Raw genomic sequence first — 25,834 nt, forward strand, 5'->3', positions numbered from 1 at the left:
GCGGGGGAATACAGGGAAGGTCAGCGCCGCCGGACCGAGCACGGGCCGGGTTTGGCGGCCTTGGCCTGTTCGACCTCCGCCAGGCTGAGCGCATTCACGGCCAGGGCCTGCGGTGGGGTGCTCGCGGACCGGATCCCGTTGAGGGTGATCGCCATATACCGCCGCCAGATATCGGAGTCGACGGGTCGCGCGAAATCGGCGAGCGAATCGACCATATAGATCAACGCGAACAGGTCGGTGGCCTCGATACCCGGCTGCACCACACCCGCGTCCCGGGCCCGCTCCATCACGGCCGCGACGGCCGGACCGATCTGCTCGCGCGGATAGCCCAGCCGTACGGGATCGTCGTGCATTTCCAGCATGACCTCGCTGAAGCCGCGGTTGGTCGCCATATGCCGGCATGCGTACTCGAACAGGCGGACCAGACCCTCCCAGGGATCTTCGGCGTCCAGTGCGTCCTGTGCGGCGTCGGCGAATTCGCGGACGTGGCCCGCGAATACCTCGGAGATGAGTTCGCGCTTGTTGGCGAACCTGCGGTACACCGTGCCCACCCCGACGCCGGCGCGTTCGGCCACATCGTCGAGCGTGATATCCAAACCGCGGTCGGCGAACAGTTCCCGGGCCGCGTCGACGATCCGCTGTTGGTTTCGCGCCGCATCCACCCGGAGACGGCGCGTCCGGGGCGCAGTGGTGGCGAGGTTCACATCCGGAATGGTAGCAAGTTACGAATTAACGCGAACCGTTTCGATCCGGGCGAACGTAATGCCCCGCCTGCCTGCGGATAACGTTGGCGCTGAACATCCACCGCCCACGGTCTGTCATCGTGGAACCCCGGTCCGGAGGTGCCGGAGTATGAGCGAACCCGCGCAGCCCGGCCCCGTCGACGCCCTCGTATTGGCAGCAGTCGCCTGCGGCGGCGGGCTGGGCGCGGGGTTGCGCTACTGGCTCGCGCTCCGGATTCCGGTCCGGCCCGGGATGATTCCGTGGGCCACCCTCCTCGCCAACACCCTCGGCTGCCTGGCCATCGGAGTTCTGATGGTGCTGATCGCCGAAGTGTGGTCGCCGCATCGCCTGATCCGTCCTTTTCTGGGGGTCGGGGTACTCGGTGGCTTCACCACCTTTTCGAGTTACAGCGCCGAGGTTCGTACACTGCTCGAATCGGGTGCCACCGGTGTGGCGCTCGGGTATCTCGGGGGAACGGTGGTGGTCTGCCTCGGCGCGGTGATAGCCGGAATACGGATCACCGGCTACCTCACGGGAAGACGCGGCGGGACAAACCGGTACGGCACGAGCGGAACGTAGGACGGTACGAGCGAGAGGGGTCGGGTCATGGTGGTGCCGGTGCGTCAGGAACTCCGGCGGAAGACGTGCGCCGAAGGGAGCAGCCGGTGACCGCCGTCTGGGTGGTGCTGGGCGGAATGCTGGGTGCCCCCGCGCGCTACCTGCTCGATCGTGCGGTCACCGCGCGCAGTCGTTCCCGCCTTCCGCTCGGGACGCTGGCCGTCAATATTGTGGGTTCGGCGCTACTGGGTGCGCTGATCGGCAAGGACACGAGCGGCATGGTCCTGGCCGGCGCGGGAATCGGATTCTGCGGCGCGTTCACCACATTCAGCACCTTCGGATACGAGACGATCAGGCTCGCCACCGGCGGCGACACCGGGTACGCGTTCGGCAATATCGTGCTCAACACCGGAATCTGCCTCGGCGCGGTCTATCTCGGCGCCGCGACCGCGGGGCTGTTCTGATGATCACGATGACCAGCCGGGTGCGGCCGACCACGAAGGGAACTCCGAACATGGCGCACAACCGAGCCGGACGGCCCGCCCGTCCCGCCGACCTGGTGGACGTTCCAGGGCTGGTGACGGCGTACTACAGCCGTATACCCGACCCCGCCGAACCCGCCCAGCGGGTTGTCTTCGGCACCTCCGGGCACCGCGGCTCGAGCCTGGACGCGACCTTCAACGAGGCGCATATCCTGGCCATCACCCAAGCGATCGTCGAATATCGTGCCACGCGCGGGATCACGGGTCCGGTGTATCTGGCCCGCGATACCCACGCCCTGTCCGAACCGGCCTGGACCACCGTGCTGGAGGTGCTCGCCGGCAACGATGTCGACGCGGTCGTCGATTCGCGCGGCCGCTACACCCCGACGCCCGCGCTCAGTCACGCTGTGGTGCGCCACAATCGCGACACCACGCGACCGCAAGCCGACGGCATCGTGGTGACTCCGTCACACAATCCGCCCCGCGACGGAGGTATCAAATACAACCCGCCGCACGGTGGACCGGCCGATACCGGTGTCACCGACGCGATCGCCGAACGTGCCAACGAACTACTGCGCACCGGCCTGGCCGAGGTGAAGCGGGCGCCGCTGGTGCGGGCGATGGATGCGGCCGATCGCTACGACTACCTCGACCACTACGTCGCCGACCTGCCCGCGGTGCTCAATCTCGACGCCATCCGCGGCGCGGGGATCCGGCTCGGCGCCGACCCCATGGGTGGCGCCAGCGTCGATTATTGGGAGGAGATCGGCCAGCGCTACGATCTCGAACTCGAGGTCGTGAACCCGACCGTGGACCCGACCTGGCGTTTCATGCCCCTCGACGGCGACGGCCAGATCCGCATGGACCCCTCGTCCCCGCATGCGATGGCGTCACTCGTATCGATCCGCGACGACTACGACATCTCCACCGGCAACGACGCCGACGCCGACCGGCACGGCATCGTGACACCCGACGGCGGGCTGATGAACCCGAACCATTTCCTTGCCGTGTCGATCGACTATCTGGTGGCGAACCGGCATCGATGGGACGCCCTGACCAAGATCGGGAAAACGGCGGTCACGTCGGCGATGATCGACCGGGTGGTAGGGGTGCTGGGCCGGGAGGTCTACGAGGTGCCGGTCGGGTTCAAATGGTTCGTACCCGGTCTGTTCAGCGGCAGCCTCGCCTTCGGCGGTGAGGAGAGCGCCGGTGCCTCCTTCCTGCGGATGGACGGAACAGTCTGGACCACGGAAAAGGACGGAATCCTGCTGGCCCTGCTGGCCGCCGAGATCGCCGCCGTCACCGGGCAGAGCCCGTCGGCCCGCTACCTCGAACTCGAGCGCAATCACGGCAGTCCCGCCTACGCTCGAATCGACGCCCCCGCCGACGCCGAGCAGAAGAAACTGCTGGCCGCCCTCGACCCCGGCCAGGTCACCGCCGACGAGATCGCGGGCGAACCGATCACCGAGGTCGCCACCCGGGCTCGCGGAAACGGCGCAGCGCTGGGTGGACTGAAGGTGAGCACGGAAAACGCCTGGTTCGCGGCGCGCCCGTCGGGCACCGAGAACAAGTACAAGATCTACGCGGAGTCCTTCCACGGCCCCGACCACCTCGCCGAGGTCCAGGACGCGGCGCGGGAGCTGGTCGGGCGGGTGCTGAAAGCGAACTAGAGTCCCCGCGCCGAGCGCTGCCCCTGAGGAACCCGAGCCCGATCGAACGCGCCCGGCGGCGGCGCCGAGCCCGATGCCCTCGGAGGGTTCGGCCCGGCACTGCTTTCGACCCGTCGAAGCGACGTACTCGCCAGTCTCGAGGGCAGAAAACCAGGACCCAAGGGAGCCGAAACCCCGCGCGTGCCGGCGCGCCGACAACGCCGGGCCGAAACACGGGGAATTGTGACACCCGGCTCAGCGTTGGTCGGCTGAGTGAGTGCTGACGCCGTAGCTGACGATCGACCCGAATCCGGGAGCGGACATGGATCGGGTGGACGTACCGCGGTGGACAAGTCAACCCTTCGGCACCGGCTGCGCCGGCGGGTGAAAAAGTCCGGGCGAGCACCGCTACCCAGTGAGATCTGGGTACTGGTCGGCGCCGCATTCTGTATCGCGATCGGGTTCGGCCTGGTCGCGCCCGTGCTGCCGCAGTTCGCGCTGAGTTTCGGGGTAGGCGTGGCGGCGGCCTCCGCGATCGTCAGCGCGTTCGCCGCGATGCGGCTGCTGTTCGCGCCGGTCAGCGGGCGATTGGTGCAGTTGCTGGGGGAGCGGCGAATCTACCTGGTCGGGTTGCTCATCGTCGCGGTTTCCACCGGCGCGAGCGCGTTCGCCCAGACCTACTGGCAGCTGATGGTGCTGCGTTCCCTGGGCGGAATCGGTTCGACCATGTTCACCGTGTCCTCGATGGCGCTGGTGATCCGGCTCTCCCCGCCCGCCGAGCGGGGCCGTGTCACCGGCCTGTGGTCGACCTGTTTCCTGATCGGCGGACTGTCCGGTCCGCTGGTCGGCGGGGCGCTGGCCGGATTCGGCCTGCGCGCCCCGTTCCTGATCTACGCGGTCGCCCTGCTCATCGCCGTGGCCGTCGTGTACTTCAATCTGCGCGACTCCCGGATCACCGAATCCGAATCCGCCGCCGATGTCACCACCGTCAGTTTCCGCCAGGGTTTGGCCCGTCCCGAATACCGGGCGGCCCTGTGGTCCAACTTCGCCAGCGGCGCCGCGGTGTTCGGAGTCCGGATGGCACTCGTTCCGCTGCTGGTGGTGGAAGTGCTCGGTCAGCCGGCCGGGATGGCCGGGGTGGCGCTCACCGTGTTCGCCGCGGGCAACGCGACCGTGCTGTTCTTCGCCGGCCGGCTCTCCGACAACTACGGGCGCCGGCCGCTGCTGATATCCGGAGCCCTGGTGTGCGCGGTCGGCACCACCGGTCTCGGTCTGGCGCCGAACCTGACGTGGCTGCTGGTCACCTCGTTCGTCGCCGGTATCGGATCGGGCCTGTTCACCCCCGCCCAGCAGGCCGCTGTCGGCGATATCATCGGCTCCCGCGCCCGCGGTGGCACCATGCTGGCCGGTTTCCAGATGTCCCAGGACCTGGGCACGGTCCTCGGTCCCATCGTGGTCGGGGCCATCGCGCAACGCCTGTCCTACGGTGCCGGCCTGGCGGTGACCGGTTCACTGCTGGCGGTAGCCGCCCTGGCCTGGTTCATCGTGCCCGAACCCATGCAGCGCGCGAGCCTCGAAAAGGAGCAGCCCGCCGGGATCCCGGGGGTGGACGCGGTCGAGGGAGACGCCGGTTTCCCCGGAGTATCGAGCGCGGAACCGAAACGCTGAACCGTGCGCGCGTGACCGGTTCGCCCGGATACGGCAGAGTGGTCGCGTGAGCAATTCGCCGTCCGACTACACCCCGCGGCCCATGTCCAGCCGGACCACCTACGCCCTGGGCGCGGTGGCCCTCGTGCTGATCCTGTTGATCGTCTTCTTCGCCTACCGCTGGGGCTCGGACAACGCCGAGGTCCGCAACGACGGTTACGGCTCGGTCCGCAACCCGGCCGTCACGACCGCGGTGCAGAGCGACGGCGGCGTCCGACTCGGCCTGCCCGACGCCCCGAAAACCCTCGAAATCTACGAGGACCCCATGTGCCCCGGCTGCGGCAACCTCGAACACCTCTACGGCCAGGAACTCGCCCAGAAAGTCGACGAGGGCAAACTCGCGATCCGCTACCGCTTCGTGAACTTCCTCGACCCCAAATCCACCGACGGTGCTTACTCCACCCGCGCCACCGCCGCTCTCCAGTGCGTCGCGGAGACGGGCTCCGGTATCACCTACTCGAAGTTCCACGACACGCTCTTCACGACCCGTCAGCCGGAGGAGGGCTCCGGCCTCTCCGACGACGAGCTCGCCACCATGGCCACCGACGCCGGCGCCCCGCAGTCCGCCCACGACTGCATCGCCACCGGCGCCCGTATCGAGGAAGCCAGGACCCAGGCAAGCGCCGCCGTCGAAGACCTGAAAGCCGCCCTCGAAGGCGACGCGGCCACCCCCAGTGTGTTCGACGTCGCTACGAAGATCGACCTCGAACAGCACGACTGGGTCCAGCAGGTCGCCCCCTGACCTCAGCGTTCACCCGGAATCCAGCCGATTTGGCTCCTGACGTGGAGGTGGTGTAACTTCGTTCAGGCAGCCGGGGAACCGGCAGCAACCATCCGGGGCTATGGCGCAGCTGGTAGCGCACCACACTGGCAGTGTGGGGGTCAGGGGTTCGAGTCCCCTTAGCTCCACCCTTATTACGCAGGTCAGGGCCGGTTTTCACGCCGGTCCTTTCTTCTGCCCACGGCCCGGTGTCCCAAGAATGGGCCAAGCCTCAGCCGAACATCGCGGACGCGGCGGCGGTCAGACCCTCGTCATACACGCGGTTGTAGACACCCGTGGTCATCCGGACATCGTGCCCGTGCCAGGCCGCGACGGTGGACGCCGGAACCCCCGCGTGCAGCATCACCGAGACCGAGGTGTGCCGGAGATTGCGCAGCGTGATGCGCGGCAGCCCGGCGGCGATGCGGATGCGGTGGAACCATCCGGTGAACGTCCGGGGCAGGGCTGCCGCGCCGGTCTCGTCGGCGCAGACGTGCGTGTTCTCGTTCCAGGCGATACCGAGGGCCAGCCGTTCGCGCTTCTGTTTGGTCTTCAGCTCACGCAGCGCGGTAGCCACATCGTCGGGCAGCGGCAGGGTACGGCGGGAGCGCTCCGTCTTCGGTTCGTCCACCGTGTGATCCTTGCCGTCCACCTCGACATAGCCCTGTTCGACGCTCAGCGTGCCGGAGGACAGGTCGATATCGGACCAGCGCAACCCGCAGACCTCACTGCGACGCAGGCCGTAGGTTGCCAGCAGGAACGCCGCGTACAGCCGATCCGTCTTGGCCTGGTCGGCGAAGGTATGCACCTGGTCTTTGGTCCACACATCGGCCGTAGTGAGCTTGGCGGGCCGTTGCCGGGGTGGCTGGACGTATTCGGCCGGGTCGCGCGGGATGATGCCCTGCCGGGCCGCGTGCTCGGTGACACCTTGCAGCATGACCAGCGCCAGCCGGACCGTGGACGGTGCCAGTGGCGCGCCCTTCATCGACCCGGACTCCAGCATGGTGGACACCCACGCGTCTATGTGGGCCTGGCGTAGCGCCTGGATTTTCATCGCGCCGAGGTCGCGGGTGGCGTACTTCAGCGAGTCGCGGTAGTTGCGTAGGGTGTTCGCGCGGATGTCACGGCGCGACGATAGCCACTGTTTCGCGACCTGTTCCACGGTGAGATCCACGCGGCCGACGAAGGTTCCGGCGGCGACCTCCGAGGTGATTCGGCGGTAGGCGCGCTGGGCTTCCTTCTTGGTGGCGTAGGTGAACCGCTGGCGGTCGCGCTTGCCGTTCGGTTTGGTCCCGACATCGGCGCGGAACGAGTAGGTGACGGCACCGTTCATCGCTTCGTGGCGGTCGATCGGTTCGGCCCGGCGCTGGGGTTCTTGTTTCGTGGCAGTCATTGCCATTCTCCTTGTGGTGCTCTGGAATTCGCCGGACCTGCCGCATTCGGTCGTTCTGCGGATGGAATGGGCCGGTAAACAATTGTGCGCCCGGTCGGATAAACGCGCAAATAGGAAGATCATCGCCGGGGTCATTTGCCCCTTTAGGTTGGTCATCGTGGCGGCCATTTGGCCGGTTTGTTGATCATCGTCGGCCTCTTTTGGGTCATGACAAATCTCGATTCATAATTGTTGCTATCCGGCATCGGAATCAATGTCAGTAACTTTTCGGTGAGGTTGTCCGGATGGCCGCGATTAGTGTTTGTTGATAGTCAGAAAATTGAACTACCCGATGGAGATTCGCCATGCGTAAACGTGCCAACCTCACTCTTCCCGCCGTCATCGAGCGCCTGAACACCCAGCCCACAGTGTCCGTGGAGGATACGGGAAAACTCCTCGGCGTATCCCGTTCCACCGCGTATACCGTTGTGGCCAACGGTGAATGGCCGACCATCCGGGTAGGTCACCTGATCCGCATTCCTTCGGTCTGGGTACGGAAACAACTCCAGCTAGACGAGGCGCGGTAATCACCATGGGCCCTGAATTCACACTGGCATTGTCCGAGTCCGAAGCCCGCGAACTCACCGCGCGCATCAGGACGGGGCTGGAGACCACCTGGGAATTGATTCAGGAGGCATGGTACCGACGCGTGTGGGAGCCACTGGGTTACGGAAGCTGGGACAGCTACTGTCAAGCCGAGTTGGACACCGTGCGTCTCCGCATCCCACGGGAGGAGCGGCAAGGGGTTGTCGCGTCGCTGCGGGAATCCGGAATGAGTACACGGGCTATCGGGTCCGCCATCGGGGTAGATCAAAAAACGGTGAGCAACGATCTGCGAGGTCGTGAGGAAAATTCCTCGGGTGAGGTTAGGGGGCTGGACGGCAAGTCCTACGCGCCACCGAACGCGAGGATCAGGCCCCATAGACGGCCGATCGTAAACCAGGCCCTCGAAGCCGTGCGGCAGATCAACAAGGGCACGGAGATGGTGCGCAGAATCCTCGCCGACGACCGGTATCCGAAGAACCGGACCGCGGTGAACGACGAACTGCGCAATGCGTTCAACCTGGTTGCCGAAATGCAGAGACGTATGGAGTCCGAAGGCGTTGAGTCATGAGTCCCGATACGGCTGACCCCGACGAATTCATTCCCGACTCCAAGTACTTCCAGCGCTGGCCCAACAGTTACCGCGTCCGCGGGCCCACCGACGACGAGCGCCAGGGTCTGGCTACGCGCCTCGATATTCCGGCGGCGTCGATTGTCGGCTTCGTCTCGGTTGACCCGCGCACCATGCGCCGCGTGTTCTCCGGGTCGCTGCCCATGCCGGATACAGCCACCGAACAACAGGAGTAAGAAGAATGAGCAGTTACGGACCACGGATCGAACCCGGCTTCTGGGAAGACGATCGTATTCAGCAACTACGCCAGGGCTCAAACGAGGAACTGAACGCGCTCGTGATGCTGCTGGAGTTCCGATCGCATTGCATGGCCGACGAGAGCGACGGACGCATTCGGGAGATCCAATTCCGGCGCGCGACCGTTCACCCGGACCCGATGAGCGCGGTGCTCATTCTGGAACGTCTCGGACTGATCGAGCGCGACGGCGAGGGCGTCTGGCAACTCGATTGGTCGCGGCAGTTGACCGCCGAGCAGATGGAAGCCAAGCGGACCAGGGATGCCGACTGGAACCGACACCTGAACGGCAACCACAGCGCCTGCGGCCGCCATCCCAAGTACGACTGCCACAAGAATGGAGACTATGTGCGGTATCAGAATCTAGGTGACCGAGACGGTAAACGAGACGGTCGCGGCGCACAAAAACATGCTCTGACCGACAATCTAGGTGACCTAGACGGTGACCGAGTCGGCGCCCCTACTCGACTTGACGAGACTCGACCCGACCTGACCGGAGGGAAGGGAGTGGGAGATGTCGAGGAAAGGAGTAGTTCGTCCTCCTCGACGGACGGATCGGACTCCGCGCTGGCGCGCTCCGCCGACCGCCGCTCGTCGTCCTCACCGGACAGCCGCGCTGCGGTCACGGGTAGCAAGCGCGCAAGCGTCGAGACCGCGCCGGATCGTAGCGGCGTTGGCCTTGACCCGTGGGATGGTCCTGACGAAGATTTCGATTTCCTCGTATGGGAGAGCAACCAAGAAATCACCGATGAGCAATTCGATCAAGCCCTGAGACGAGAGCTGAGACTCACCGGCGCGCGCTATCAGCAAGTACCGAATTCGGTGACGGCTGTCGGTAAGGGTCGGACTGTCGAGTTCCGGCTACGCAAATCGTTGTGGCGGGCGGTGCAGAACCGGCGGGAGGCTTCAGCGAATATGCGAGGGCTGGCACAGGCCGCTTTCGAGGTCGTGACGGAAGTCCTCGAAAAGTATCCAGGATTGCGGCTGCCCTTCGACGCAAACGGTAACGACTGGCCGCTGGTCGCGGAGATCACCGACGACCGCCTCGACGCCGACGTTCTCGCTGAAGAGTTGACATGCCACACGATCCCGAACGCGCTTGCCGGTTGCGCCGAGGACGCGCGTGAGTTGCTGTTGAGCGATTACGACCTGGACGACGACAAGCGAAAGTGGTTACTTCAGGGTTCCGGCCGCCAGGCTGACCGACACCTATACGGAGCGCTGAAATGTCATGATGGTCAGACGATTATCGTTCCGGTGCCTTGCAGGAACTTCCCGTTGGCGTCGAGTTCGGACAGCGAATAGTAGATGCCGCCGAGAACTTCGCCGTAGCGCAAGATGCGGACCGCAGCGGGGACGAAGTAGTCATCGGGCAGGGGCGGGAGTTCGGCATAGGGTTCTGCGCTGCTCATCGAACCACCTTCGGGGAGACGTGCTTGGCCGGGGAAAGGGGTTATCTCCGGATCATATCCCAACCTGAAGCTAAGTTGAGGTATTCACGGTGCCGAAAACCGCCCAAGATCGAATTTCCCAACGTTGGGATATTGCGCAAATGAGAAATACCGCCTGAGCGCTCCGACCCCGGCTTCGGTCTAACGCCACGCGGACACCCCCGAACGTCGCGCAGCGTTGGATCTAGGCCGTGTTTTCGCAGTGCTGGGCGCGACGGCCGCCACTACCGGCGGCGTTGATCGACCCGCGCTGTGTGTATCCATCAATCGAAAACGAAACGAGATTATGACCATGATCGAGAACGAGAACCACCACGACGACATCCCCGAAGACGAATTCCTCCGGCAAGGGAAGCTCACCGCGCTACTCTCCGCTGCGCTCGCCGACGACCCGATGGGTAGCGCCCTGCACCTGATCCAGTCCAACGCCGTAGGCGTGACGGTGGAGGGCGCTACGGCTACCGTCTGGCTCGGTGGTGAGAAGTTCGCTACGGCGTCGGCGACATGGCTCAACGATGTGACCGATCTACGCCATCCGGTACCCGAGGGCCACGAGAAACCGCAGCAACCCGAGGTCGGTGGTCACTACCTGTAGCAGTCGCGATGGTCACCCCTACCCCGTGGAGGTATAATCCGGCTATCGGGTATCAAGGTTGACGCGCTTACCACCGGAGATTTTTCACTCCATTGGAATCTTCCGGTAAGCGCCGAAACCGCCCCCATAGCAGTCGCTCGGCATCGGATGGCACCAGCGCCGGAACCGTAAGGCAACCCGGACCACAGCCACAGTCGCCATGCACTCGCGGTAAATCCAGCGCGCGCAATTCGAAGGCAGATGCCCTATGAGCGATCTAATTCACTACCGCTTTACGACGGTCGGTGCTGTCAAGGGACGCACTATCCACGGCGTCGCTGTGCCCTATGGCGAGGTTGCCACGGTCCGCGACGGTTACGGGCAGCCCTACCAAGAGCGTTTCGCCCACGGTGCCTTTACCCGAACCCTCCAAGAGCGCAGCCATAAAATTCGGCTACTCGGTATGCACGACGGCCGGAGCTTCCCTATCGGCAGGCTTACCACCGCCCAGGAGACCAGCAGAGGGCTGGAAGTAGCTTTCGCGGTCAGCGATACCACCGCTGGAAACGATGCCTTAGCGCTGATCAGGGACGGCAGTGTGACGGGTCTGTCCATCGGCTTCATGCCTGTCCGTAGCCGCGTCGTGGACGGCGTAGTCGAGCGGCTGGAAGTCAGCCTCCGGGAAGTCTCCTTGGTCACCGAACCCGCCTATCAAGGCGCTCAGGTCGCCGGTATCCGGAGCAAGCCCGAAGCCGAATACGTCATCACCAACGCGCGCGCCCGAAGGACGTTCACCGCGTTATTCGATATCTGACTCGATCATTGTCACTTAGGAATCAATCATGTTGAAGAATCAAGAAGGTCGGCAGATCACATTGGCCGAAGCAGAAGACGAACTCACCGAGTTGCGCGCCGAAGCAGAAGACATCCTCAGCCGCGCCGGAGACAACGATCTCGCAGACGACGAAGCCCGGCGTTTCGACTCGGTGACCGGCCGTGCTCAGCAGCTACGCGAGTTCGTCGCGGACACCAACGCCAAGATCGAACGCGGTAAGCAACTCGTTCTTGCCGGTAGCACCGAACGCGGTGACGGCTGCGGATCGGTCGGCGGTCGGAGTCGTACAGCAGATCCGCCCAAGCCGCCGGAACTCCGCGGTATCCAGGTCCTGAATCGCAAGCAGTCCGTATCGCACTGGGTCCGCGACAACGCCCGGCACCAGGACTACGACGACGATGTCAGTTTCGACAGGTATATGCGGGGCATCGTCACCGGCAACTGGGATGACGCCCCCAAGGAGCGCGCCCTCGCCGAAGGCACCAACTCAGCCGGCGGTTTCGTCGTACCCTCCCCAATCGCATCGAAAGTCATCGACCTCGCGCGTAATTCGGCGCAGGTGATCAACGCCGGCGCGCAGACGGTCCCGATGACCAGCCAGACGCTGCGGCTACCGCGACTGGAGGGCGAAGGCACACCGGCCTGGCGCAACGAGAACGCGGCCGTAGCCGAGGCCGATTTGGTGTTCGGGGCAGTAACTTTGACCGCGCGCAGCCTCACCCGACTGGTCAAGATCAGCCGCGAGCTGTTCGAGGACAGTGACCCCAGTGTCTCCGATATCGTTTCGCAGGCGTTCGCGGCGCAGATCGCATTGGAGCTGGATCGGGTGGCCTTGCGCGGTAGTGGCACCGCGCCCGAACCGCGTGGCGTGCTGAACACTTCGGGAGTCACCGTCACCGCCCACGGTGCCAACGGCGCTACCGCCACCTACGATTTCCTGCTGGATGCCCTGGGCGCGGTGCTCAACGCGAACTTCGCGCCTACCGCGATCATCGGCGCGCCGCGGCTGGCTACCACGCTCGGCAAGCTGAAGGACAGCACCGGAAATTACCTTGCTGCGCCGCAAGGGCTTCCGCCGGTACTGCTCACGAAGCAGGTGCCTACCAACCTCACCGTGGGCACCTCGACGGACACCTCCGAGGTCTACACGGCGGACTGGACGAAGCTGGCAATCGGTATCCGCACGGGGTTCACGCTGGAGGTTTTGCGCGAAAGGTACGCGGACAATATGCAACTCGGCTTCCTCGCACATCTGCGCGCCGATGTCGCGGTGCTTCAGCCGAGCGCTTTCCACATTGACACCGGGGTCCGGTAATCATGGCACACGGCGGATTCGAGGTCATTGTCGAGGCGCGCCGCCGAAACGCAGCGGACCGGCAACGCGAATTGGACGAGGAAGTAGAACTACGCGAAGGTATTCCGGTCGGATTATGGCGAGCCCTGCCCGATTCGCCCGGCTGAATGAACATGCTGCGGTACACCGGCTTTCGCACTCACCTGCCTTTCCCCGGTGTGTCCACAGCAGAAGCCGCGATGTTGAGGGTTGGCGTCGTCGCATCGCGGCAGGAACAGGGAGGTGGTAGTGCACAGGACGTACCCTCGGCCGCCGCGCTACCACCCCCGCCCCTGCTGGGTACGGGTAGTCAACAACCCGGCGCGGCAGTTGAAGGGTGGTGGGATCGGAAGGGTCGGCACCCTACTCGGCTACCCCAGGACCCACCACCCCCTACCCCAGACCACCAGAGACACAGCACAAGCACACAACACCACAGACTGCTATCGCACACAGCAGGGTTCTTTGGGCTGACACGAATGGCTTCTGCCCAGCCCATTCCCTTTCTTGCCCTGCTGTATTCGGTAGCACCGAGTGCGATCACAGGTGATATGCGTTGTCCGCACCTGCAACGCCGAAGCCTGTGATCGTACTCACCCCAAACCACAACAGAGCAAAGGCAACAGCAACAGAGCAAAGGCATTGAGCAATGGACGAACTACACACACGTATGCTTCCGACTCACAGGTTATTGCGCCTCCGAGAGCAAGCCGTTCGTGCCGATAACCGCTCAGCGTTGCAGGTAATCGACCGTGTTCTCCTGTTGCGCGAAGAGGCAAGGTTGCAGCGCCGCGAGCGCCGTGGTTTCGCCTGTGAGATGGATCGTAGCGAGAGCCGCGCCCAAGCCCCAGCCGTCAAAGCGCTACCCGTGCCGCCGGATGCCGCGTAGATATCCGAACTCGGGTTCGACTTTGATCTACGCCGACGTTTTCCATTTGGAAAATACGAACCCGATGGCCGGTGGTTGGGGATCGGTCGGCCGGAACCCACGGGTAGCCGAGACCGGGGGGCGGGGGTCGCGACAGTCGCTTCAGTTTTGGTCGCAGGGACTCAAATGTCGGCCCATCCCTCTAACAGTGAAAACTTCTGGGGCATAGCCGATTCCGTAAGGCTCCGAAAACAGCCCAGAAACCGCCTCTGACCTGCGGAAATGCGAATTTTACGCGCGATATCGACGGAAAGGGTGCAGAATCAGGCCAATTGCCACACGATTTAGCCGCTGACCAGTGCATATGGAGACGATATGTCGCTTACACCGACCCAGATGGACCTACTGGCCGCCCTACCCGAGAATTCCGGCATCACGCTGGACAAACTCGCCGCCGAGACCGGCCGTAGCCGCGCCGCGACGCTGAAGACGGCCCAGAGCTTGGCCGGAGACCGTGGCAGGGTGGTCATCACCGAAGAGGTGCCCCAGTGGAACAACCGGCGCGACCGGCTGCACACCGCACACCAGAGCGCCACCCCGGAGGTCACGGTGTGGGCCGTGGAAACCAGGACGGCGCTGATGTTGGCCGGTCAACTCGTCGCGTAAGGAATCATTGAAGGTCGTCGTCGTAGTCCAACATGGCTGGAGTTTCCCCCCATTCCGAGACAAGGTCTCCAAGCGTCGTCTCTGTGCCGTCTTCCAGCCTTAGAACAAGGTGAGCCAGGTCAACTTTGCCGCTCGGTAGTTCTCTGCGTTTTCGGATGAGCTGGGTCTCTACCACCTCTCCGTTCTCGCGTCTCAGCCGAAAGCGCCGAGGCGGCTCTATTTCCACATATCCGAAGTAGTCCATGTTTCTCCCCGCTCGGGTGCTGTTACCCGACAGGGTTTCACGATGCCGGGTGCGGTGACTGACGCGACACGCTGTGAACTTGCGCGGTCTACAGACCCGACCCGGCGTTATCCAGCGCCTGCGACACTTGGTCGTCGGCCTCGCTGATTTCCTTCGCCGACAGCTCGAAGGTCTGCTTCATCAGCTTCACGATTTCGATGGCCTGGTTCAGCCGATTCACAGCCGAATCCTCGTCGGCAACGGCTTTGTTCGCGAACTTCTGGGCCAGCGCCTTCGCCGAGCGGAGATCGCCGAACCCGGAGATGTACTGCAAGTCCTTGGCCCGCGCGACCGCATCGTTGAGCTGGTCCAGAAACGTATCGCAGCGCCCGGCCAACTTCTCGGCGACATCCTTCTGCATCACCAGCTCACCGGATTCGGCCTGTGTCTTCAGGTTCTGCCAGTGCTGAAGCTGGTTCTGTTGCTCGGTCACGAGCGCCCCCTACTGCGGTAGAAACGGTTCCAGTTGCTGCGCCTTCTCGACCGCCAGGCTGCACGGAGGTGTCTCGGGTGCCGTTTCCCGTTCGGAGGCATCCCAATCGACAATGATGTTGTGCATCCCAGCCTGCGCCGGAAGCGAGACGAAGCACCGGAGCAGATCCGAACTTCCCGCCTCGTGATAGGTCTTCCCGGCCCGCGAGCCGATCTGCACATCCTCGAAACCGGTCACCGTCGCATTGCTCGGTAGATCGTCCTGGGTGAACGTGCTCGACCCGACAGCCACCGCATACGACTGCCCATCGGCGGGCCGCCACCGGCATATCTTCCACGCCGACGCCTGCCCGTCCGGCGAGTCGACGGAGGTTTTCTTGGTCGCCGGGTCCAGTCCAGCCGCCTGGAGTGCTTCGGCCGACAACTCGTCACAGGGATCGAACGCGACAGTTGTGGGGCGTTCCGAGGTGGTGGTCGCAGAGCTTCCCTCCACGGTTGCCGTCCCGCACCCGGCAGCGAGCAGGCCCGCGGCGAGCACCGGCAGTACGTATCGGCTGGACACGCATCCCCCTCTTCGTAAAGGCTTCGCGGGTCACCCTATCGGATGCCCTGCCAGTGTGCCGCCAGTGTGCCAAGACGCGGCGGGATCGGCCCGTAGACGTTGCAGTATCAGAGGTTGCTGAAGACGGGAACACCAGCCTTCTTGAGTTGACGAACAGCCTTGAGATAATCACTTTTTGCTTCGGGGGTGGTTTCAGTCAACCAATTGACAAGACGAAGTTCCCATTTGCCATTGGGGGACAGTTCTACCGATGCGCGGGCATCCACTTTGTTGGTGATCGACTTCTTGCGGCGGATATAACCACCGACCTGCTTGTGGTGTTCCAGGCGCGCAATGTGTCCGGTCGTGAATGTAACCGACCACTTGTTTGCGGAGAATGTGTCCAGAACCTCGGCGAACTGTGCGTCTGCGCTAGTCATGATCGCATTTCTCCTTTATCGGCTTGGCAACCCACCTGCGGGGAGATGGACCACCAGGGCGGCATCACAAGCCGAAGAGGCTGCCCTTGATGTGGCGGTCGTAAGCCCCATTCTCCCCCGGCGACGGACCGGCGGTTTGCCTCCAGTCGCCAAGATCAATCCCAGTGTCCCAAGAACGGGCCAAGACGCGGTGAAACCGGCCGGATCATCGAAGACACGATGGACACGAAACCGCGTCTGACCTGGACGGCAGCAAACGAAGCCCTACCCGCCGGACACCCTCGCGGAGACTGGCAGTGTGGGGGTCAGGGGTTCGAGTCCCCTTAGCTCCACTTTATTTCCACAGGTCAGGGCCGGTATTCATACCGGTCCTCTTCTTCCCTCACTGCCATCTTGCCAAGCCCTTGCCAATGGGTGGGAGAACTTCCGATTCTCGACCGCCCCAGAGCGGCTTGTCGGCACCGCCGAACATGGCCGACGCGGCGGCGGACACATGATGCGCACCGCCCGGCGAGACCTCACGACGGGCGATCTGGGCAAGCTCGCGAAGAGAGTCGGTGCCGTACCTGTGTGATCTGATCAGGACCGCGCCGGAGCGGAACCCGGCGGATCAAATTCCAGGTGGCGATGGCTCCAGGTGCCGAGCGTCCGCGCGCATGAGCACAATGACAACATTTGTCCCCTTGAATGGGTACATTTGTTGTCGTGGCGGATGTGACACTGGCGCGGCTCGGCGTCATCGCGGAACAGCGGTGGGGCCTGTTCACGACCGCTCAGGCGGCCACTGTCGGTGTCGCTCGCAAGCAGCTGTCTCGGATGGCCGCCGCCGGCGCGGTCGAGCGCGTCGCGCATGGGGTTTACCGGATGGCCGGCGCGCCCTCGGCCGAACACGAGACGATCTATGCGACATGGCTCGCGCTCGGCGGCGCGACTGCCCCTCGCGCCGACACCGGGGTGTCCGCGCTCGTGGCTGCCGGTACCACGGCAGCCACTGTCCACGGTGTCGGAGACTTCCTGCTCGACGAACTCGACTACATCGTCCCCGCGCGTAAGGGCACTCGCCTGCCCGGTGTGCGCCTACGGATCCGGCGCCTGGCCCCGGACGATGTGCTACCGGTCGATGGTCTGCCGACACTCACCGTCGAGCGGACGATCGCCGACCTCGTCGACCTCGGCACGGACATGTCACTGGTCGCCGGTACCGTACGCGATGCTGTTCGAGCCGGAAAGTTGCTGTCCGCCGATCGGCTCGCTGAGCATCTCGACGTGATCGGCCGGCGCACCGGCTGCGAGGTCGCGGCGGATCTGTTCGAACTGGCTGGTATTCGTCCGGAAGGATTCCGCGGTGACTGACCGATCCGGCTACCCGGACTGGCGATCTCTGGAACTGGCAATTAAGGATGCGGCCAAGAAGGCCGCCCGCGACGCCGGTCCCGGTATCAGTGCCGCGACCATCGACGCTCAGATCCGGCAGGCACGGTTCTCGGTTCCTCTCGCGTGTATTCGCTGACGGTGGGCAGTCGGAATGGTTACTCAAAGGCGGCATGAGCATGCTGGCCCGGGTTCCTCGCTCGCGCACGACCAAGGATGTGGATCTTGCCGCGCAGCAGGCGGGAGACTTGGCCGAGGCGGAGCGGTTGCTGAGTGCTCTGGTGGCGGCCGACCTGGGAGATCACCTCACGTTCCGGTTGATCCGATCCGAGCCCACCGGGCTTGGTGACAATCAGCCCGGTGTCGCCACTCGTCGTTTCGTGTACGTGTGCCTCGATATCCACACCGACCGGCAGATCGACACGATGACCGTCGATCTCGTGGTTCTTGCCCATACCCAGAGCGTCGACCTTCACGAGTTGCGCCGAGCGATTGCCGCCAAACAGGCACTCGGCGGCATCGAGCCGTTCGAGCATTTCGAGATTCCTGCCGACTGGAGCCGCACCTACCCGACGACCGCAAAGGGTGTCCCGATCGCCGCCTCGTTCACCGCGACCACCGCGGCCGACATTGTGGCCGCGTTCATCGACCCGGTCCTAGGCGCAAGTGCTGGGGACACGGCGATCTGGGACCCACAGGAACTCGCCTGGTGCGCGGCTCGGGCGCGCACGCGATAAGGGAAGCCGCAGGTGACACCGAGCCGGTCCAGAAAGCGCCTTATCGGTGCTTGTCAAGTCTCGTGTCGCGGGCTCAGGACCGCCGCCCACAAGTTATACGTTTCAGGTATGGGATCGTGGGGTCGGGAGGAAACCGCCCCTCACGACACTTTCTACGACAACCTCCCCGCCGACCACGCCAACTACGGCATCAACGACATGCCGTTTCCCCAGCAAAAACCCCTGATCAGCTTCAGCGGTTCAACATGGGCAGGTTCGCTGAGGTGTTCACGACCATGGTGGGCGAGGGCCTGCGGGCGCTCGGGTTCCCGGTTACTTCGGGCCCTCATCGTTGCCGCGGTGCCCGGGCGTCGTCGATCGCTGTCGAAAGGTGAGGCCAGGAGTTCGCCATCTCCAGCAGGTCCGCAGTGCTCAGGGTGTTGCCGGTCGCTGAGTCCGGCAGGAAGTGGACTGTTGTTCCGGTCGGGCCGGGGGTGTCGACGGGCAGGAGGTCACTCACTGGAATGCCGTGTTCGTAGCGCTGGGTCCAGGCGCCGGTGCGGCGGCGGTTGGTGTGGACGAGCCACTTGCTCAGAGCTGCGACGACGGAGATACCGCGGCGTGGGTGCCGATCCGGGAGAGTTTGCGTTTCAGGGTGGTCGAAGAATCGCAGGTCTTTCGTCGACATGATCGGTCGGCGGTGGATCGTTTTGCATGCCGCGAGAGGAAGTTTCGGCGACCATGGCGAGGGTTTGCAGGAAGAGTTCGCCGAACGGGTCGTGCCAGTCGTAGATCGAGCTGCCCAATCCGAACAGCACGTCACGTTCACGCAGTGCGGTCAGGATCTCGCCGGCCTCGGCCATGTTGCGGGCGAACCGGTCGAACTCGGTCGTGGTGAGCACTATCTGCCGCCCGTTGGCGGCCGCCGTGAGGGGGTGACGGCGACCAAAGCCAAAGCTGTCCGGCTACAGTGGTGTCCGTTTCGTACAAGACCGGCAGTGGTTGTGCCCATATCGTCCGGAATGTGAATCCAAACTCGTTTCTCGTGGGTGACGCCGCCCGCCTGCTCAGTGCGCTGTCCCCGTTCGCAGTCCTTTTCTCACCCGGCCGTCCGGGCCACGGCGAATGCGTATGTCCCGGATGACGACCTGGCTGTACCCTTCCGACGAGGGCTACCGAAACGAGTTCAGCACCGACAATTGCTCGGTCGTCCACCACCCGCGGGTGGTGTGTCCGGTCGCGTCGCCGGCCGATGTGGCGGACGCGGTGACTTTCGCGCGCGAGCGGGGCCTGTCGGTCGCGGTTCAGTCCACCGGGCACGGAATGTCGCGGGCCGCTGACGGTGTTCTCGTGACCACACGGCGGCTGTCCCGCGTCACGATCGACCCTGTCCGGCGCCGGGCGTGGGTCGGCGCCGGCGCCCGCTGGCGCGAGGTGATCACCGCCGCGGCCGAGCACGGCTTGGCGCCGTTGAACGGGTCGAGTCCACACGTCGGGGTGATGGGGTACGTCCTCGGTGGCGGCGTCGGGATGCTGGGCCGTCAGTACGGATACGCGGCGGACCACGTGCACTCCATCGAACTGGTCACCGCCGACGCCGTGGTTCGCACGATCTCCCCGGCCACGGATCCGGAGCTGTTCCGCGTGGTCCGCGGCGGCAAGGACAATTTCGGGATCGCCACCGGAATCGAGATCGATCTCTTCCCGGTGACCGGTTTCTACGGCGGCAGCCTCTACTTTTCGGCCGAGCACGCGCGGGAGTTGTTGAACCGGTATGTCCGCTGGACCGCCGACCTTCCGAACACCCTCGCTACATCGATCTTCCTGCTCGGCTACCCGGATCATCCCGATATTCGCCCGGAGCTGCGAGGGCGTTATATCGCACAGCTGCGCATCGCGTATTTCGGCCCATCCGGGGAGGCCGAGTCGCTGCTTGCGGCGATTCGGGAGGTCGGGCCGCCGGTGCTCGACACGGTGCGGCCGATGCGCTACACCGAGATCGGGATGGTCCATCACGAACCGGTCGGCCGGTACACGGTGCACGAATCCGGTTTCTACAGCGGACCTCTCGAAGAAGCCGATGTCGACAGCATTCTGGCGGTCGCCGGGACGGATGCCGCCGAACCGCTCGGTTTCGAACTGCGACACCATGGCGGCGCGTATCGGAAACCGCCGGAAGTACCGAATGTCGTGGGCGGACGCGACGCCGAATTCACGGTGTACCTCAGCTCGGCCATCGACCCCCGCCACGATGCCGACCGGGCCCTACACGCTGCGGCCCGGGACCGATTCCGCCGCCTCGACAGGGGCAGCATGCTGAATTTCCTCGGTGCGCACACCGACCCGGCCGTGGTGGCGGCCGCCTTCAGTGCCGCTGACCTGCAACTGCTCCACGCGGTCAAGAACCGCGTGGACCCGCACAACCTCTTCCGCGTCAATCACAACATCGCACTGCTGACGAAAGGCTGAACCATGGCTGTCTCTCTCGACCTCATCGGTATCGTCACCACCGACCTGGCCCGATCGCTCGCCTTCTACCGTGCTCTCGGCATCGAAACACCCGAGATCAGTGGCAGCGAACCCCATGTCGAGGTCGTACTCCCGAACGGACTGCGGCTCGCCTGGGACACCCTCGACACGATCAGGAGCTTCGACCCCGACTTCACCCAGGCGACCGGCGGGCACCCGGTGGCCCTCGCGTTCGCGACCGCGAGCCCGTCCGATGTCGACGCACTGTACAAGACCGTTGTCGCAGCGGGTTTCCACGGCCATAAGGAGCCGTGGGACGCTGTCTGGGGACAGCGCTACGCCATTGTCCACGATCCGGATGGCAATACCGTCGATTTGTTCGCTCCCTTGCCCTGAGCGATCGCCTTCGGCAGGGCCGGGTGGGAGGTCCCCGGGTGGTCTACGACGAACAGTCCGCGTCCACGGCGGAGTCAGCCCAGCAGCGAACCCGGGGTGAGCCCGGTCATTCGTCGTGTGTCACGGCTGAGGTGCGCCTGGTCGGCGTAACCCACCGCGACCGCCACCATCGACAGCGTGGCGTCCGGCGCCCGGCGAGCCAGCCGGACCGCCCGCTGTAGCCGGCCCACGACCTGCAGTGTCTTCGGGGTCAGCCCGGTCTCCTGTTCGACCAGTCGCCGCAGATGACGAGGTGTGAGCGCGACACGATCGGCAACGGTGTCGACGGTCGTCGTCGCCGCGGTCAGCAACTCGACCGCCTTCTCCACTCGCGGATCGACGGTGAGGCACGGCCACAACGAGTGCGCTGTCAGCTCGTCGAATTCGCCCGCGCCGAGACTGCCGACGAGCGCGCGAGCGACCCGACCGGGCAACAGGTCGTCTACCGCCATCGCCGTGTCCCGCAGCTCGGAACCCGCCACGCCGGTCACCGAGCGCAACGCTGCAGTGTGAATACGCGCGCCGTGCAGAACCGTTCCCGGCGACAGCGCCGGCAGGTCGACTGTCGTGGCGGGGCCGACGAGCCAGCTCCGGCCGGTACTGCTCACGATGAAGTCGGCGTGGTTGTCCGGAATCACGCGCTGGGCACCGCCGCCGACCCGATGGGTCCACCTGCACAGAAACCCGGTGCTCGATCCGGCGAAGGCGATCTCACGGTAGTGACTGTGTCCGTCCTCGAGACCCTCGCTGTCGGCGGGCTGACCGGGTAGAGTTCGATCCACTGTTCTCACCACCTCTCGGCGGCAATTTGCCGCAGTTCACCGACCCTCCATTATTGCTCAGTGCCCATGTCGCATGCGGTTGCCTGTCCCTTCCATGGCATCCGCTGGTTCATGTAGCGGTTGGTTTCAGAGCCTGATGCACTCGCGCCCGGAGTTGCCTCAGAACGCCGGGCGGTGTTCCAATCGGTCGGCTGACAGACATGACCTGCAGCAGGCGCCGCAGGATCGCACTCCCGGGCGACCCCGGTCACCTCGCTCACGGCTGCGACTGCGTGTGGTCTTCCTTCACCCCACGAACCCGCCGAGCGCTTCGGCGAGCAGATCGATCTGCTCCAGCGCTCCGGTACTGGGGAACAGCAGCAGGTCATCGGCTCCGGCCTCGGTGAGGTGGTCGATTTCGTTGCGGAGATGGCTTTCGTCGGCGAGGATATCGGGCCGGATCTGCTCTACATATTCGGCGCCGTAGTAATGCTTCACGTACGCCTCGGCGATCTCGGCGGCGCCCGGGCCGAGGCAGAAGTAGCGCTCCACGACCACCCGCGGCCGGCCGGGACGCCGGGCGCGACTCCACTCCCGGTGCACGGCCTCGATACCTGCGTGCAGGGCCTGACGACCGAACGACGGCGCCACCCATCCGTCGGACAGCGCGGCAGCCCTGGCGAAACCTGCGGGGACCACCCCGGCGAGCAGGACCCCAGGCCGGCCCGGCGGCAAAGCGGGCACAGGCCCCGAGGCACCCGACACCTCGCCCCGCCACACTGTGCGCATCGCAGCCAGCGCACTCTCGAACGCGGCCCCCCGACCGGCCAGCGAGACCTCGCTGACGGCATAATCCTCCGGCCAGCCGCCCATACCCAGCCCCACTGTGAGACGTCCGCCGGAAAGGCGTTCCAGGGAGTCGATCTGCTTGGCCAGGACGATCGGGTTACGCCGATAGCCCGTATTGAGCACAGTGGTCAGCAATTCGATTCGCTCGGTGCGCGCCGCCGCGGCAGCCAAGGCCACAAGTGGGTCCAGATTGTCGTAAACCAGCCGGTCGATCACGGCGAGCGAGTGGAAACCACGCGCCTCACTCGCGGCGGCCCAGTCACCGATCGCTGTGGGGTCGCTTCCCGGTACAGCGGCGGGCAGACCGATTCCGATCCGCAACTTCCCTCCTCGTGGTCGTCGTGGTGTAGTGACCTCGCGCACCCGGCCGGGACGGCAACCACATGAAGCCGCCGCGGATGATCGGCCACGAAGCCGGAAGCGGGACCGAGCAGCCCGAAGCCTCCTCGAACGCCTCGAATTCCCACGCAGTCAACCTATGGAGCCGACCCTCGGCCAGGATTGAACGAATCGGACATCCGCTGTGTCGCGGCAGCCACCGTCGGTCGGCAGGTACACCCAAAGCCGGATCCAACCCCGACGGGACTCGTAATCTGTTGGTTTTTCGGCGTTTGCTACCTGAACCCCTAGGAGTTCAGGGCAGCAACGCGCCGGGCGACATCCGTCGGCGGCGCTTGGCTCCCCACCGATGGTCGGTACATTGTCGGTTGCCAGATGCTTTGGAGCGCTGCCTCCAACCGCTGTCCGTCAATCGATGAGATACCCCGGCCGGATAGCTACTCGGATTCGCCGGACAGCAAGGAGAACTGGCCGGATTTCAAGAGACCGGCAACGGCGTTCACTTTCGTGTGGGGGCAGGCATAGTCCGGATGAACGCGGAGCACCGCCGCGGCGTCGTGTAGCGCGATCATCTGCTGTTCGGCTTCCGCGGCGCTACGGCCTCCGTCGGCGATGGGGTGGGTAGCCAATTCCGGCCGCTGCCGATCTATCCGCCCGGTCGACACAGCATGGGCGATACGCCGCGAACACCGACACCGGGCCTGCTCGTTCGCGTGGCCGCAGTTCGAGGTCAGGAATGCGCGTAGCCGCTTCCTGGCCCGCTCGAGGCGTTTTCGGTAGGCGGCGGGTGTGAGGTCCAGAATCCAGGCAGCATCGGCGGATCCGACACCGAATACGTCGTCGAGAACGAACGCGATCCGTTCCTCACGGGTCAGGCACTGCAGCATCGCTTGGCTGCACTGGAGGCGGACTTCGGTGGCGAGTAACTCCGCATCGGGTTCCCGGCGGTCAGCTGCCAATCCCTCGGCCAGCGCGTCACCGAAGGCGTCGAGGCTGAGCTGCGCCGCCTCCTGTATCGACTGCCTTCGTTGATTGAGCAGGTGGTTGACGCCGATGCGGTAGGCCCAGGTGAGCAGTTTCGCCTCGCCGCGCCACGTGGCGAGCCGGGTGAACGCCCGCAGCAGGATCTCCTGTGTGGCGTCCTCGGCGTCGGCGGGCCGCCCGGTCATCCGGAGCGCCAGCCGGTAGATCGGATCCTGCAGTCTACGCATCACCTCGGCGGCCGCGATGGCGTCACCGTCGAGGGCTTCGGCTACGAGCGCGACCTCGCTCGGGTCGACTGAGCTGAAGCCGGTTGGCGCGCCGTCGGTCATCAATAGATCGTCTACCTGCGACGGGGTAGGCGCAATGGTGTTCACCAGTTCTGTGTTCCGGTGAGGGCGTGACGCTGCAGCCATTGGGCGATTGCGGTGCCGATCTCGTCGGGGCGGTCCTCGGCGGCGTGATGTCCGGCCCGGCCACAAGCGACGACATCCAGTGCCGCGATGTGGTGTCGGCACCAGTCGGCCACCGCTTCGTCGATGAGCAGCGTGGGGGACCCTTCGAATGTCATCAGCAGCTTCGGCGTCCCGGTACTGGTCGCCAGCCACCGGTCGTAGGCCTCGATGCGAGCGACGAGCTCGGCGGGATCACCGCCGAGCGGTATCTGGCGCGCCCAGGCGAGGATGGGCCGGCGACTGTCCCGGGTCGGATAAGGCGCGAGGTAGGCCTGTAGATCCGCCTCGTCGACGGGATCGAGGACACCCCCGGTGAAGGCTTGGCGAATGAACAGGTCCTGCTCGAGTACCATCTCCTCGCCGATGCCCGGGGTCCGGATGGATTCGGACCGGGTGCGTGCTTGCGGGGAAAGCTCTGCCCATGCCATCGGTTTGATAATGCTTTCGAAGAAGGCCAGTCCGCTCACCCTTTCCGGGTGACGGGCGGCCCAGTCGCAGGCGAGCGCGCCGCCCCAGTCGTGGCCGACGAGGACGACCCGGTCCAGGTCGAGAGCGTCGAACCAGGCGTCGAGATAGCGGGCGTGGTCGGCGAAGGTGTAGCCGATGTCGGGTTTACCGGATGTGCCCATGCCGACTAGGTCCGGCGCCAGCAGCCGCCTGCCGGCGATGTGAGGCAAGATGTTGCGCCACGTATGCGAGGAGCTCGGGTTGCCGTGCAGGAACACGAGCGGGTTGCCGGCGCCGATTTCGGTGTAGGACATGTGCGAGTCGAGAACTTTTGCGGTCTTCACTATTTGGCCTTTGTTATCGGGCGATCCGCATCCGCAGGAGGCGCAGGCGATCCCCACGGCGATCCCCCGGAGCAGTGCCCGTCGAGATACCGGCCGGCCGGGATGGGGTGTGGCCGAGCGAAGGTGCCTGTGCATACCGATCCCTTCGCGCCCTTTGCGGTGGGCGGGTGTCGATGACTGATACACCTCTCTAGACACCGGAAGCCGACAGCCGTGACACAACCAGATAGTGATCTGCCTCACCCGGCAACTCGACCGGCCGGACAATGAGCAATGAGCGCTGCCCTGCCGGACTCCTACACCCAGAGAGCGAACCTCACCGAGGCCGACCGCTCCGGTGCGGATCTCACCGGCGCCTCCCTGGACGGTGCCGACCTCACCGGAATCATCTACGACAGCGGCACACAGCGGCCGGAAGGGTTCGTTCCACTGACCCGTCCCCCATGGATGCGACCAGCCGGAATTAGAGTCTCGTTGGCCCTGATCAGGGCCAGAAGGGACTATGGGAACCATGGCTGGACGGA

General features: G+C 64.8%; 32 protein-coding genes, 1 tRNA gene and 1 pseudogene. 21 read left to right on the forward strand and 13 right to left on the reverse strand.

The genetic code is table 11. The features are described from left to right. Positions 1–20: 20 nt before the first annotated feature. Positions 21–704, reverse strand: a complete 684-nt coding sequence (locus ACIA75_RS30795; protein WP_397110225.1) for a TetR/AcrR family transcriptional regulator — start codon at positions 702–704, stop codon at positions 21–23. Positions 705–852: 148 nt separating this feature from the next. On the opposite strand from ACIA75_RS30795, the gene crcB reads away from it, so the two are divergent. The 6 genes from crcB to ACIA75_RS30825 all read left to right on the forward strand — a co-directional run bounded on the left by crcB (position 853) and on the right by ACIA75_RS30825 (position 6,028). Next, positions 853–1,302, forward strand: coding sequence for a fluoride efflux transporter CrcB (crcB, locus tag ACIA75_RS30800; RefSeq protein ID WP_397110227.1), 450 nt, complete (start codon positions 853–855; stop codon positions 1,300–1,302). An 86-nt stretch (positions 1,303–1,388) separates the two neighbouring features. After that, entirely contained in the window at positions 1,389–1,745 is a 357-nt protein-coding gene (locus tag ACIA75_RS30805; RefSeq protein ID WP_397110229.1) for a fluoride efflux transporter FluC, read from the forward strand. A gap of 50 nt (positions 1,746–1,795) precedes the next feature. Beyond that, complete coding sequence (gene pgm, locus ACIA75_RS30810) at positions 1,796–3,433, forward strand: phosphoglucomutase (alpha-D-glucose-1,6-bisphosphate-dependent) (protein ID WP_397110231.1); 1,638 nt, start codon at positions 1,796–1,798, stop codon at positions 3,431–3,433. Positions 3,434–3,796: 363 nt separating this feature from the next. Next, entirely contained in the window at positions 3,797–5,080 is a 1,284-nt protein-coding gene (locus tag ACIA75_RS30815; RefSeq protein WP_397110368.1) for an MFS transporter, read from the forward strand. Between the two features lie 46 nt (positions 5,081–5,126). Continuing rightward, positions 5,127–5,861: a DsbA family protein gene (locus ACIA75_RS30820; RefSeq protein ID WP_397110233.1), complete on the forward strand. Its 735-nt coding sequence runs from the start codon at positions 5,127–5,129 to the stop codon at positions 5,859–5,861. Positions 5,862–5,955: 94 nt separating this feature from the next. Next, positions 5,956–6,028, forward strand: a tRNA-Ala gene (locus ACIA75_RS30825). 83 nt (positions 6,029–6,111) lie between these two features. Here ACIA75_RS30825 and ACIA75_RS30830 read toward each other — a convergent pair. After that, a complete protein-coding gene (locus tag ACIA75_RS30830; protein WP_397110235.1) occupies positions 6,112–7,272 on the reverse strand; it encodes a tyrosine-type recombinase/integrase in 1,161 nt (386 codons plus the stop codon). Positions 7,273–7,616: 344 nt separating this feature from the next. On the opposite strand from ACIA75_RS30830, the gene ACIA75_RS30835 reads away from it, so the two are divergent. From ACIA75_RS30835 to ACIA75_RS30850, 4 genes are read left to right on the forward strand one after another with little or no spacing between them, the layout of a single operon-like run. Next, positions 7,617–7,838, forward strand: a complete 222-nt coding sequence (locus ACIA75_RS30835; RefSeq protein ID WP_397110237.1) for a DNA-binding protein — start codon at positions 7,617–7,619, stop codon at positions 7,836–7,838. A 5-nt stretch (positions 7,839–7,843) separates the two neighbouring features. Next, positions 7,844–8,425, forward strand: coding sequence for a hypothetical protein (locus ACIA75_RS30840; RefSeq protein ID WP_397110239.1), 582 nt, complete (start codon positions 7,844–7,846; stop codon positions 8,423–8,425). Further along, a complete protein-coding gene (locus tag ACIA75_RS30845; protein WP_397110241.1) occupies positions 8,422–8,661 on the forward strand; it encodes a hypothetical protein in 240 nt (79 codons plus the stop codon). Before ACIA75_RS30840 ends, ACIA75_RS30845 begins: the two co-directional genes overlap by 4 nt. 5 nt (positions 8,662–8,666) lie before the next feature. Then, positions 8,667–10,025, forward strand: a complete 1,359-nt coding sequence (locus tag ACIA75_RS30850) for a hypothetical protein (RefSeq protein ID WP_397110243.1) — start codon at positions 8,667–8,669, stop codon at positions 10,023–10,025. Here ACIA75_RS30850 and ACIA75_RS30855 read toward each other — a convergent pair. Further along, the gene (locus tag ACIA75_RS30855) at positions 9,959–10,132 is read right to left on the reverse strand and encodes a hypothetical protein (protein WP_397110245.1); all 174 of its coding nucleotides are present in this window, start codon (positions 10,130–10,132) and stop codon (positions 9,959–9,961) included. The two genes, ACIA75_RS30850 and ACIA75_RS30855, sit on opposite strands and share 67 nt — an antisense overlap. Before the next feature lie 331 nt (positions 10,133–10,463). On the opposite strand from ACIA75_RS30855, the gene ACIA75_RS30860 reads away from it, so the two are divergent. The 5 genes from ACIA75_RS30860 to ACIA75_RS30880 all read left to right on the forward strand — a co-directional run bounded on the left by ACIA75_RS30860 (position 10,464) and on the right by ACIA75_RS30880 (position 14,447). Beyond that, entirely contained in the window at positions 10,464–10,766 is a 303-nt protein-coding gene (locus tag ACIA75_RS30860; protein ID WP_397110247.1) for a hypothetical protein, read from the forward strand. Positions 10,767–11,013: 247 nt separating this feature from the next. After that, positions 11,014–11,559: an HK97 family phage prohead protease gene (locus ACIA75_RS30865; RefSeq protein WP_397110249.1), complete on the forward strand. Its 546-nt coding sequence runs from the start codon at positions 11,014–11,016 to the stop codon at positions 11,557–11,559. A gap of 28 nt (positions 11,560–11,587) precedes the next feature. Continuing rightward, a complete protein-coding gene (locus ACIA75_RS30870; protein ID WP_397110251.1) occupies positions 11,588–12,895 on the forward strand; it encodes a phage major capsid protein in 1,308 nt (435 codons plus the stop codon). A 2-nt stretch (positions 12,896–12,897) separates the two neighbouring features. Continuing rightward, entirely contained in the window at positions 12,898–13,041 is a 144-nt protein-coding gene (locus tag ACIA75_RS30875; RefSeq protein WP_397110253.1) for a hypothetical protein, read from the forward strand. Between the two features lie 1,115 nt (positions 13,042–14,156). Further along, positions 14,157–14,447 carry a hypothetical protein gene (locus ACIA75_RS30880; protein ID WP_397110255.1) on the forward strand — a complete coding sequence of 97 codons (291 nt, stop codon included), beginning with the start codon at positions 14,157–14,159 and terminating at the stop codon, positions 14,445–14,447. Positions 14,448–14,451: 4 nt separating this feature from the next. Here ACIA75_RS30880 and ACIA75_RS30885 read toward each other — a convergent pair whose 3' ends face one another. The 4 genes from ACIA75_RS30885 to ACIA75_RS30900 form a co-directional block, all read right to left on the reverse strand. Beyond that, entirely contained in the window at positions 14,452–14,691 is a 240-nt protein-coding gene (locus ACIA75_RS30885; RefSeq protein ID WP_397110256.1) for a hypothetical protein, read from the reverse strand. Positions 14,692–14,779: 88 nt separating this feature from the next. After that, positions 14,780–15,163: a hypothetical protein gene (locus tag ACIA75_RS30890; protein WP_397110258.1), complete on the reverse strand. Its 384-nt coding sequence runs from the start codon at positions 15,161–15,163 to the stop codon at positions 14,780–14,782. Between the two features lie 9 nt (positions 15,164–15,172). Further along, positions 15,173–15,724 (reverse strand): DUF3558 domain-containing protein, encoded by a 552-nt coding sequence (locus ACIA75_RS30895; RefSeq protein WP_397110260.1) that lies wholly within the window; start codon positions 15,722–15,724, stop codon positions 15,173–15,175. Positions 15,725–15,831: 107 nt separating this feature from the next. Beyond that, positions 15,832–16,143: a hypothetical protein gene (locus tag ACIA75_RS30900; RefSeq protein ID WP_397110262.1), complete on the reverse strand. Its 312-nt coding sequence runs from the start codon at positions 16,141–16,143 to the stop codon at positions 15,832–15,834. Positions 16,144–16,848: 705 nt separating this feature from the next. Between ACIA75_RS30900 and ACIA75_RS30905 the strand changes: the two genes are divergently transcribed. The 3 genes from ACIA75_RS30905 to ACIA75_RS30915 are packed head-to-tail and all read left to right on the forward strand — an operon-like array spanning position 16,849 to position 18,251. Next, positions 16,849–17,496 carry a type IV toxin-antitoxin system AbiEi family antitoxin domain-containing protein gene (locus tag ACIA75_RS30905; protein ID WP_397110264.1) on the forward strand — a complete coding sequence of 216 codons (648 nt, stop codon included), beginning with the start codon at positions 16,849–16,851 and terminating at the stop codon, positions 17,494–17,496. Then, on the forward strand, positions 17,489–17,653 hold the full coding sequence (locus ACIA75_RS30910; RefSeq protein ID WP_397110266.1) for a hypothetical protein: 165 nt from the start codon (positions 17,489–17,491) through the stop codon (positions 17,651–17,653). The genes ACIA75_RS30905 and ACIA75_RS30910 overlap by 8 nt, the downstream gene beginning before the upstream one ends. Positions 17,654–17,687: 34 nt before the next feature. Next, on the forward strand, positions 17,688–18,251 hold the full coding sequence (locus ACIA75_RS30915; protein ID WP_397110268.1) for a hypothetical protein: 564 nt from the start codon (positions 17,688–17,690) through the stop codon (positions 18,249–18,251). A 325-nt stretch (positions 18,252–18,576) separates the two neighbouring features. Here ACIA75_RS30915 and ACIA75_RS30920 read toward each other — a convergent pair whose 3' ends face one another. Both ACIA75_RS30920 and ACIA75_RS30925 read right to left on the reverse strand, forming a co-directional pair. Then, entirely contained in the window at positions 18,577–18,918 is a 342-nt protein-coding gene (locus ACIA75_RS30920; RefSeq protein WP_397110270.1) for a hypothetical protein, read from the reverse strand. Then, positions 18,881–19,147, reverse strand: a pseudogene (locus ACIA75_RS30925) (recombinase family protein); the annotation flags it as partial. The gene ACIA75_RS30920 and the pseudogene ACIA75_RS30925, both read right to left, overlap by 38 nt. Positions 19,148–19,370: 223 nt before the next feature. On the opposite strand from ACIA75_RS30925, the gene ACIA75_RS30930 reads away from it, so the two are divergent. After that, positions 19,371–20,699, forward strand: a complete 1,329-nt coding sequence (locus tag ACIA75_RS30930) for an FAD-binding oxidoreductase (RefSeq protein WP_397110272.1) — start codon at positions 19,371–19,373, stop codon at positions 20,697–20,699. Between the two features lie 3 nt (positions 20,700–20,702). Then, the gene (locus tag ACIA75_RS30935; RefSeq protein WP_397110273.1) at positions 20,703–21,095 is read left to right on the forward strand and encodes a VOC family protein; all 393 of its coding nucleotides are present in this window, start codon (positions 20,703–20,705) and stop codon (positions 21,093–21,095) included. Between the two features lie 74 nt (positions 21,096–21,169). Here ACIA75_RS30935 and ACIA75_RS30940 read toward each other — a convergent pair whose 3' ends face one another. The 4 genes from ACIA75_RS30940 to ACIA75_RS30955 all read right to left on the reverse strand — a co-directional run bounded on the left by ACIA75_RS30940 (position 21,170) and on the right by ACIA75_RS30955 (position 25,367). Beyond that, positions 21,170–21,916 (reverse strand): helix-turn-helix domain-containing protein, encoded by a 747-nt coding sequence (locus ACIA75_RS30940; RefSeq protein ID WP_397110275.1) that lies wholly within the window; start codon positions 21,914–21,916, stop codon positions 21,170–21,172. A gap of 285 nt (positions 21,917–22,201) precedes the next feature. Then, positions 22,202–23,065 (reverse strand): LLM class flavin-dependent oxidoreductase, encoded by an 864-nt coding sequence (locus tag ACIA75_RS30945; protein ID WP_397110277.1) that lies wholly within the window; start codon positions 23,063–23,065, stop codon positions 22,202–22,204. A gap of 455 nt (positions 23,066–23,520) precedes the next feature. After that, complete coding sequence (locus ACIA75_RS30950; protein ID WP_397110279.1) at positions 23,521–24,396, reverse strand: RNA polymerase sigma factor; 876 nt, start codon at positions 24,394–24,396, stop codon at positions 23,521–23,523. A gap of 41 nt (positions 24,397–24,437) precedes the next feature. Further along, positions 24,438–25,367 (reverse strand): haloalkane dehalogenase, encoded by a 930-nt coding sequence (locus ACIA75_RS30955; RefSeq protein ID WP_397110281.1) that lies wholly within the window; start codon positions 25,365–25,367, stop codon positions 24,438–24,440. 216 nt (positions 25,368–25,583) lie between these two features. On the opposite strand from ACIA75_RS30955, the gene ACIA75_RS30960 reads away from it, so the two are divergent. Beyond that, a partial coding sequence (locus tag ACIA75_RS30960; protein ID WP_397110283.1) for a pentapeptide repeat-containing protein occupies positions 25,584–25,834 on the forward strand: 251 nt, incomplete at its 3' end.

The sequence above is a fragment of the Nocardia sp. NPDC051750 genome (genome assembly GCF_044453135.1).
Classification (GTDB): Bacteria; Actinomycetota; Actinomycetes; order Mycobacteriales; family Mycobacteriaceae; genus Nocardia.

Bases quoted from the DNA above. Each gene is read 5' to 3' on its own strand.
- ACIA75_RS30930 (WP_397110272.1), top strand. From the start codon at position 19,371: ATGACGACCTGGCTGTACCCTTCCGACGAGGGCTACCGAAACGAGTTC.
- ACIA75_RS30920 (WP_397110270.1), bottom strand. From the start codon at position 18,918: ATGTCGACGAAAGACCTGCGATTCTTCGACCACCCTGAAACGCAAACT.
- ACIA75_RS30880 (WP_397110255.1), top strand. From the start codon at position 14,157: ATGTCGCTTACACCGACCCAGATGGACCTACTGGCCGCCCTACCCGAG.
- pgm (WP_397110231.1), top strand. From the start codon at position 1,796: ATGGCGCACAACCGAGCCGGACGGCCCGCCCGTCCCGCCGACCTGGTG.
- crcB (WP_397110227.1), top strand. From the start codon at position 853: ATGAGCGAACCCGCGCAGCCCGGCCCCGTCGACGCCCTCGTATTGGCA.
- ACIA75_RS30900 (WP_397110262.1), bottom strand. From the start codon at position 16,143: ATGACTAGCGCAGACGCACAGTTCGCCGAGGTTCTGGACACATTCTCC.
- ACIA75_RS30950 (WP_397110279.1), bottom strand. From the start codon at position 24,396: ATGACCGACGGCGCGCCAACCGGCTTCAGCTCAGTCGACCCGAGCGAG.
- ACIA75_RS30915 (WP_397110268.1), top strand. From the start codon at position 17,688: ATGAGCATGCTGGCCCGGGTTCCTCGCTCGCGCACGACCAAGGATGTG.
- ACIA75_RS30860 (WP_397110247.1), top strand. From the start codon at position 10,464: ATGATCGAGAACGAGAACCACCACGACGACATCCCCGAAGACGAATTC.
- ACIA75_RS30870 (WP_397110251.1), top strand. From the start codon at position 11,588: ATGTTGAAGAATCAAGAAGGTCGGCAGATCACATTGGCCGAAGCAGAA.
- ACIA75_RS30830 (WP_397110235.1), bottom strand. From the start codon at position 7,272: ATGACTGCCACGAAACAAGAACCCCAGCGCCGGGCCGAACCGATCGAC.
- ACIA75_RS30845 (WP_397110241.1), top strand. From the start codon at position 8,422: ATGAGTCCCGATACGGCTGACCCCGACGAATTCATTCCCGACTCCAAG.
- ACIA75_RS30885 (WP_397110256.1), bottom strand. From the start codon at position 14,691: ATGGACTACTTCGGATATGTGGAAATAGAGCCGCCTCGGCGCTTTCGG.
- ACIA75_RS30875 (WP_397110253.1), top strand. From the start codon at position 12,898: ATGGCACACGGCGGATTCGAGGTCATTGTCGAGGCGCGCCGCCGAAAC.
- ACIA75_RS30865 (WP_397110249.1), top strand. From the start codon at position 11,014: ATGAGCGATCTAATTCACTACCGCTTTACGACGGTCGGTGCTGTCAAG.
- ACIA75_RS30850 (WP_397110243.1), top strand. From the start codon at position 8,667: ATGAGCAGTTACGGACCACGGATCGAACCCGGCTTCTGGGAAGACGAT.
- ACIA75_RS30835 (WP_397110237.1), top strand. From the start codon at position 7,617: ATGCGTAAACGTGCCAACCTCACTCTTCCCGCCGTCATCGAGCGCCTG.
- ACIA75_RS30935 (WP_397110273.1), top strand. From the start codon at position 20,703: ATGGCTGTCTCTCTCGACCTCATCGGTATCGTCACCACCGACCTGGCC.
- ACIA75_RS30840 (WP_397110239.1), top strand. From the start codon at position 7,844: ATGGGCCCTGAATTCACACTGGCATTGTCCGAGTCCGAAGCCCGCGAA.
- ACIA75_RS30855 (WP_397110245.1), bottom strand. From the start codon at position 10,132: ATGAGCAGCGCAGAACCCTATGCCGAACTCCCGCCCCTGCCCGATGAC.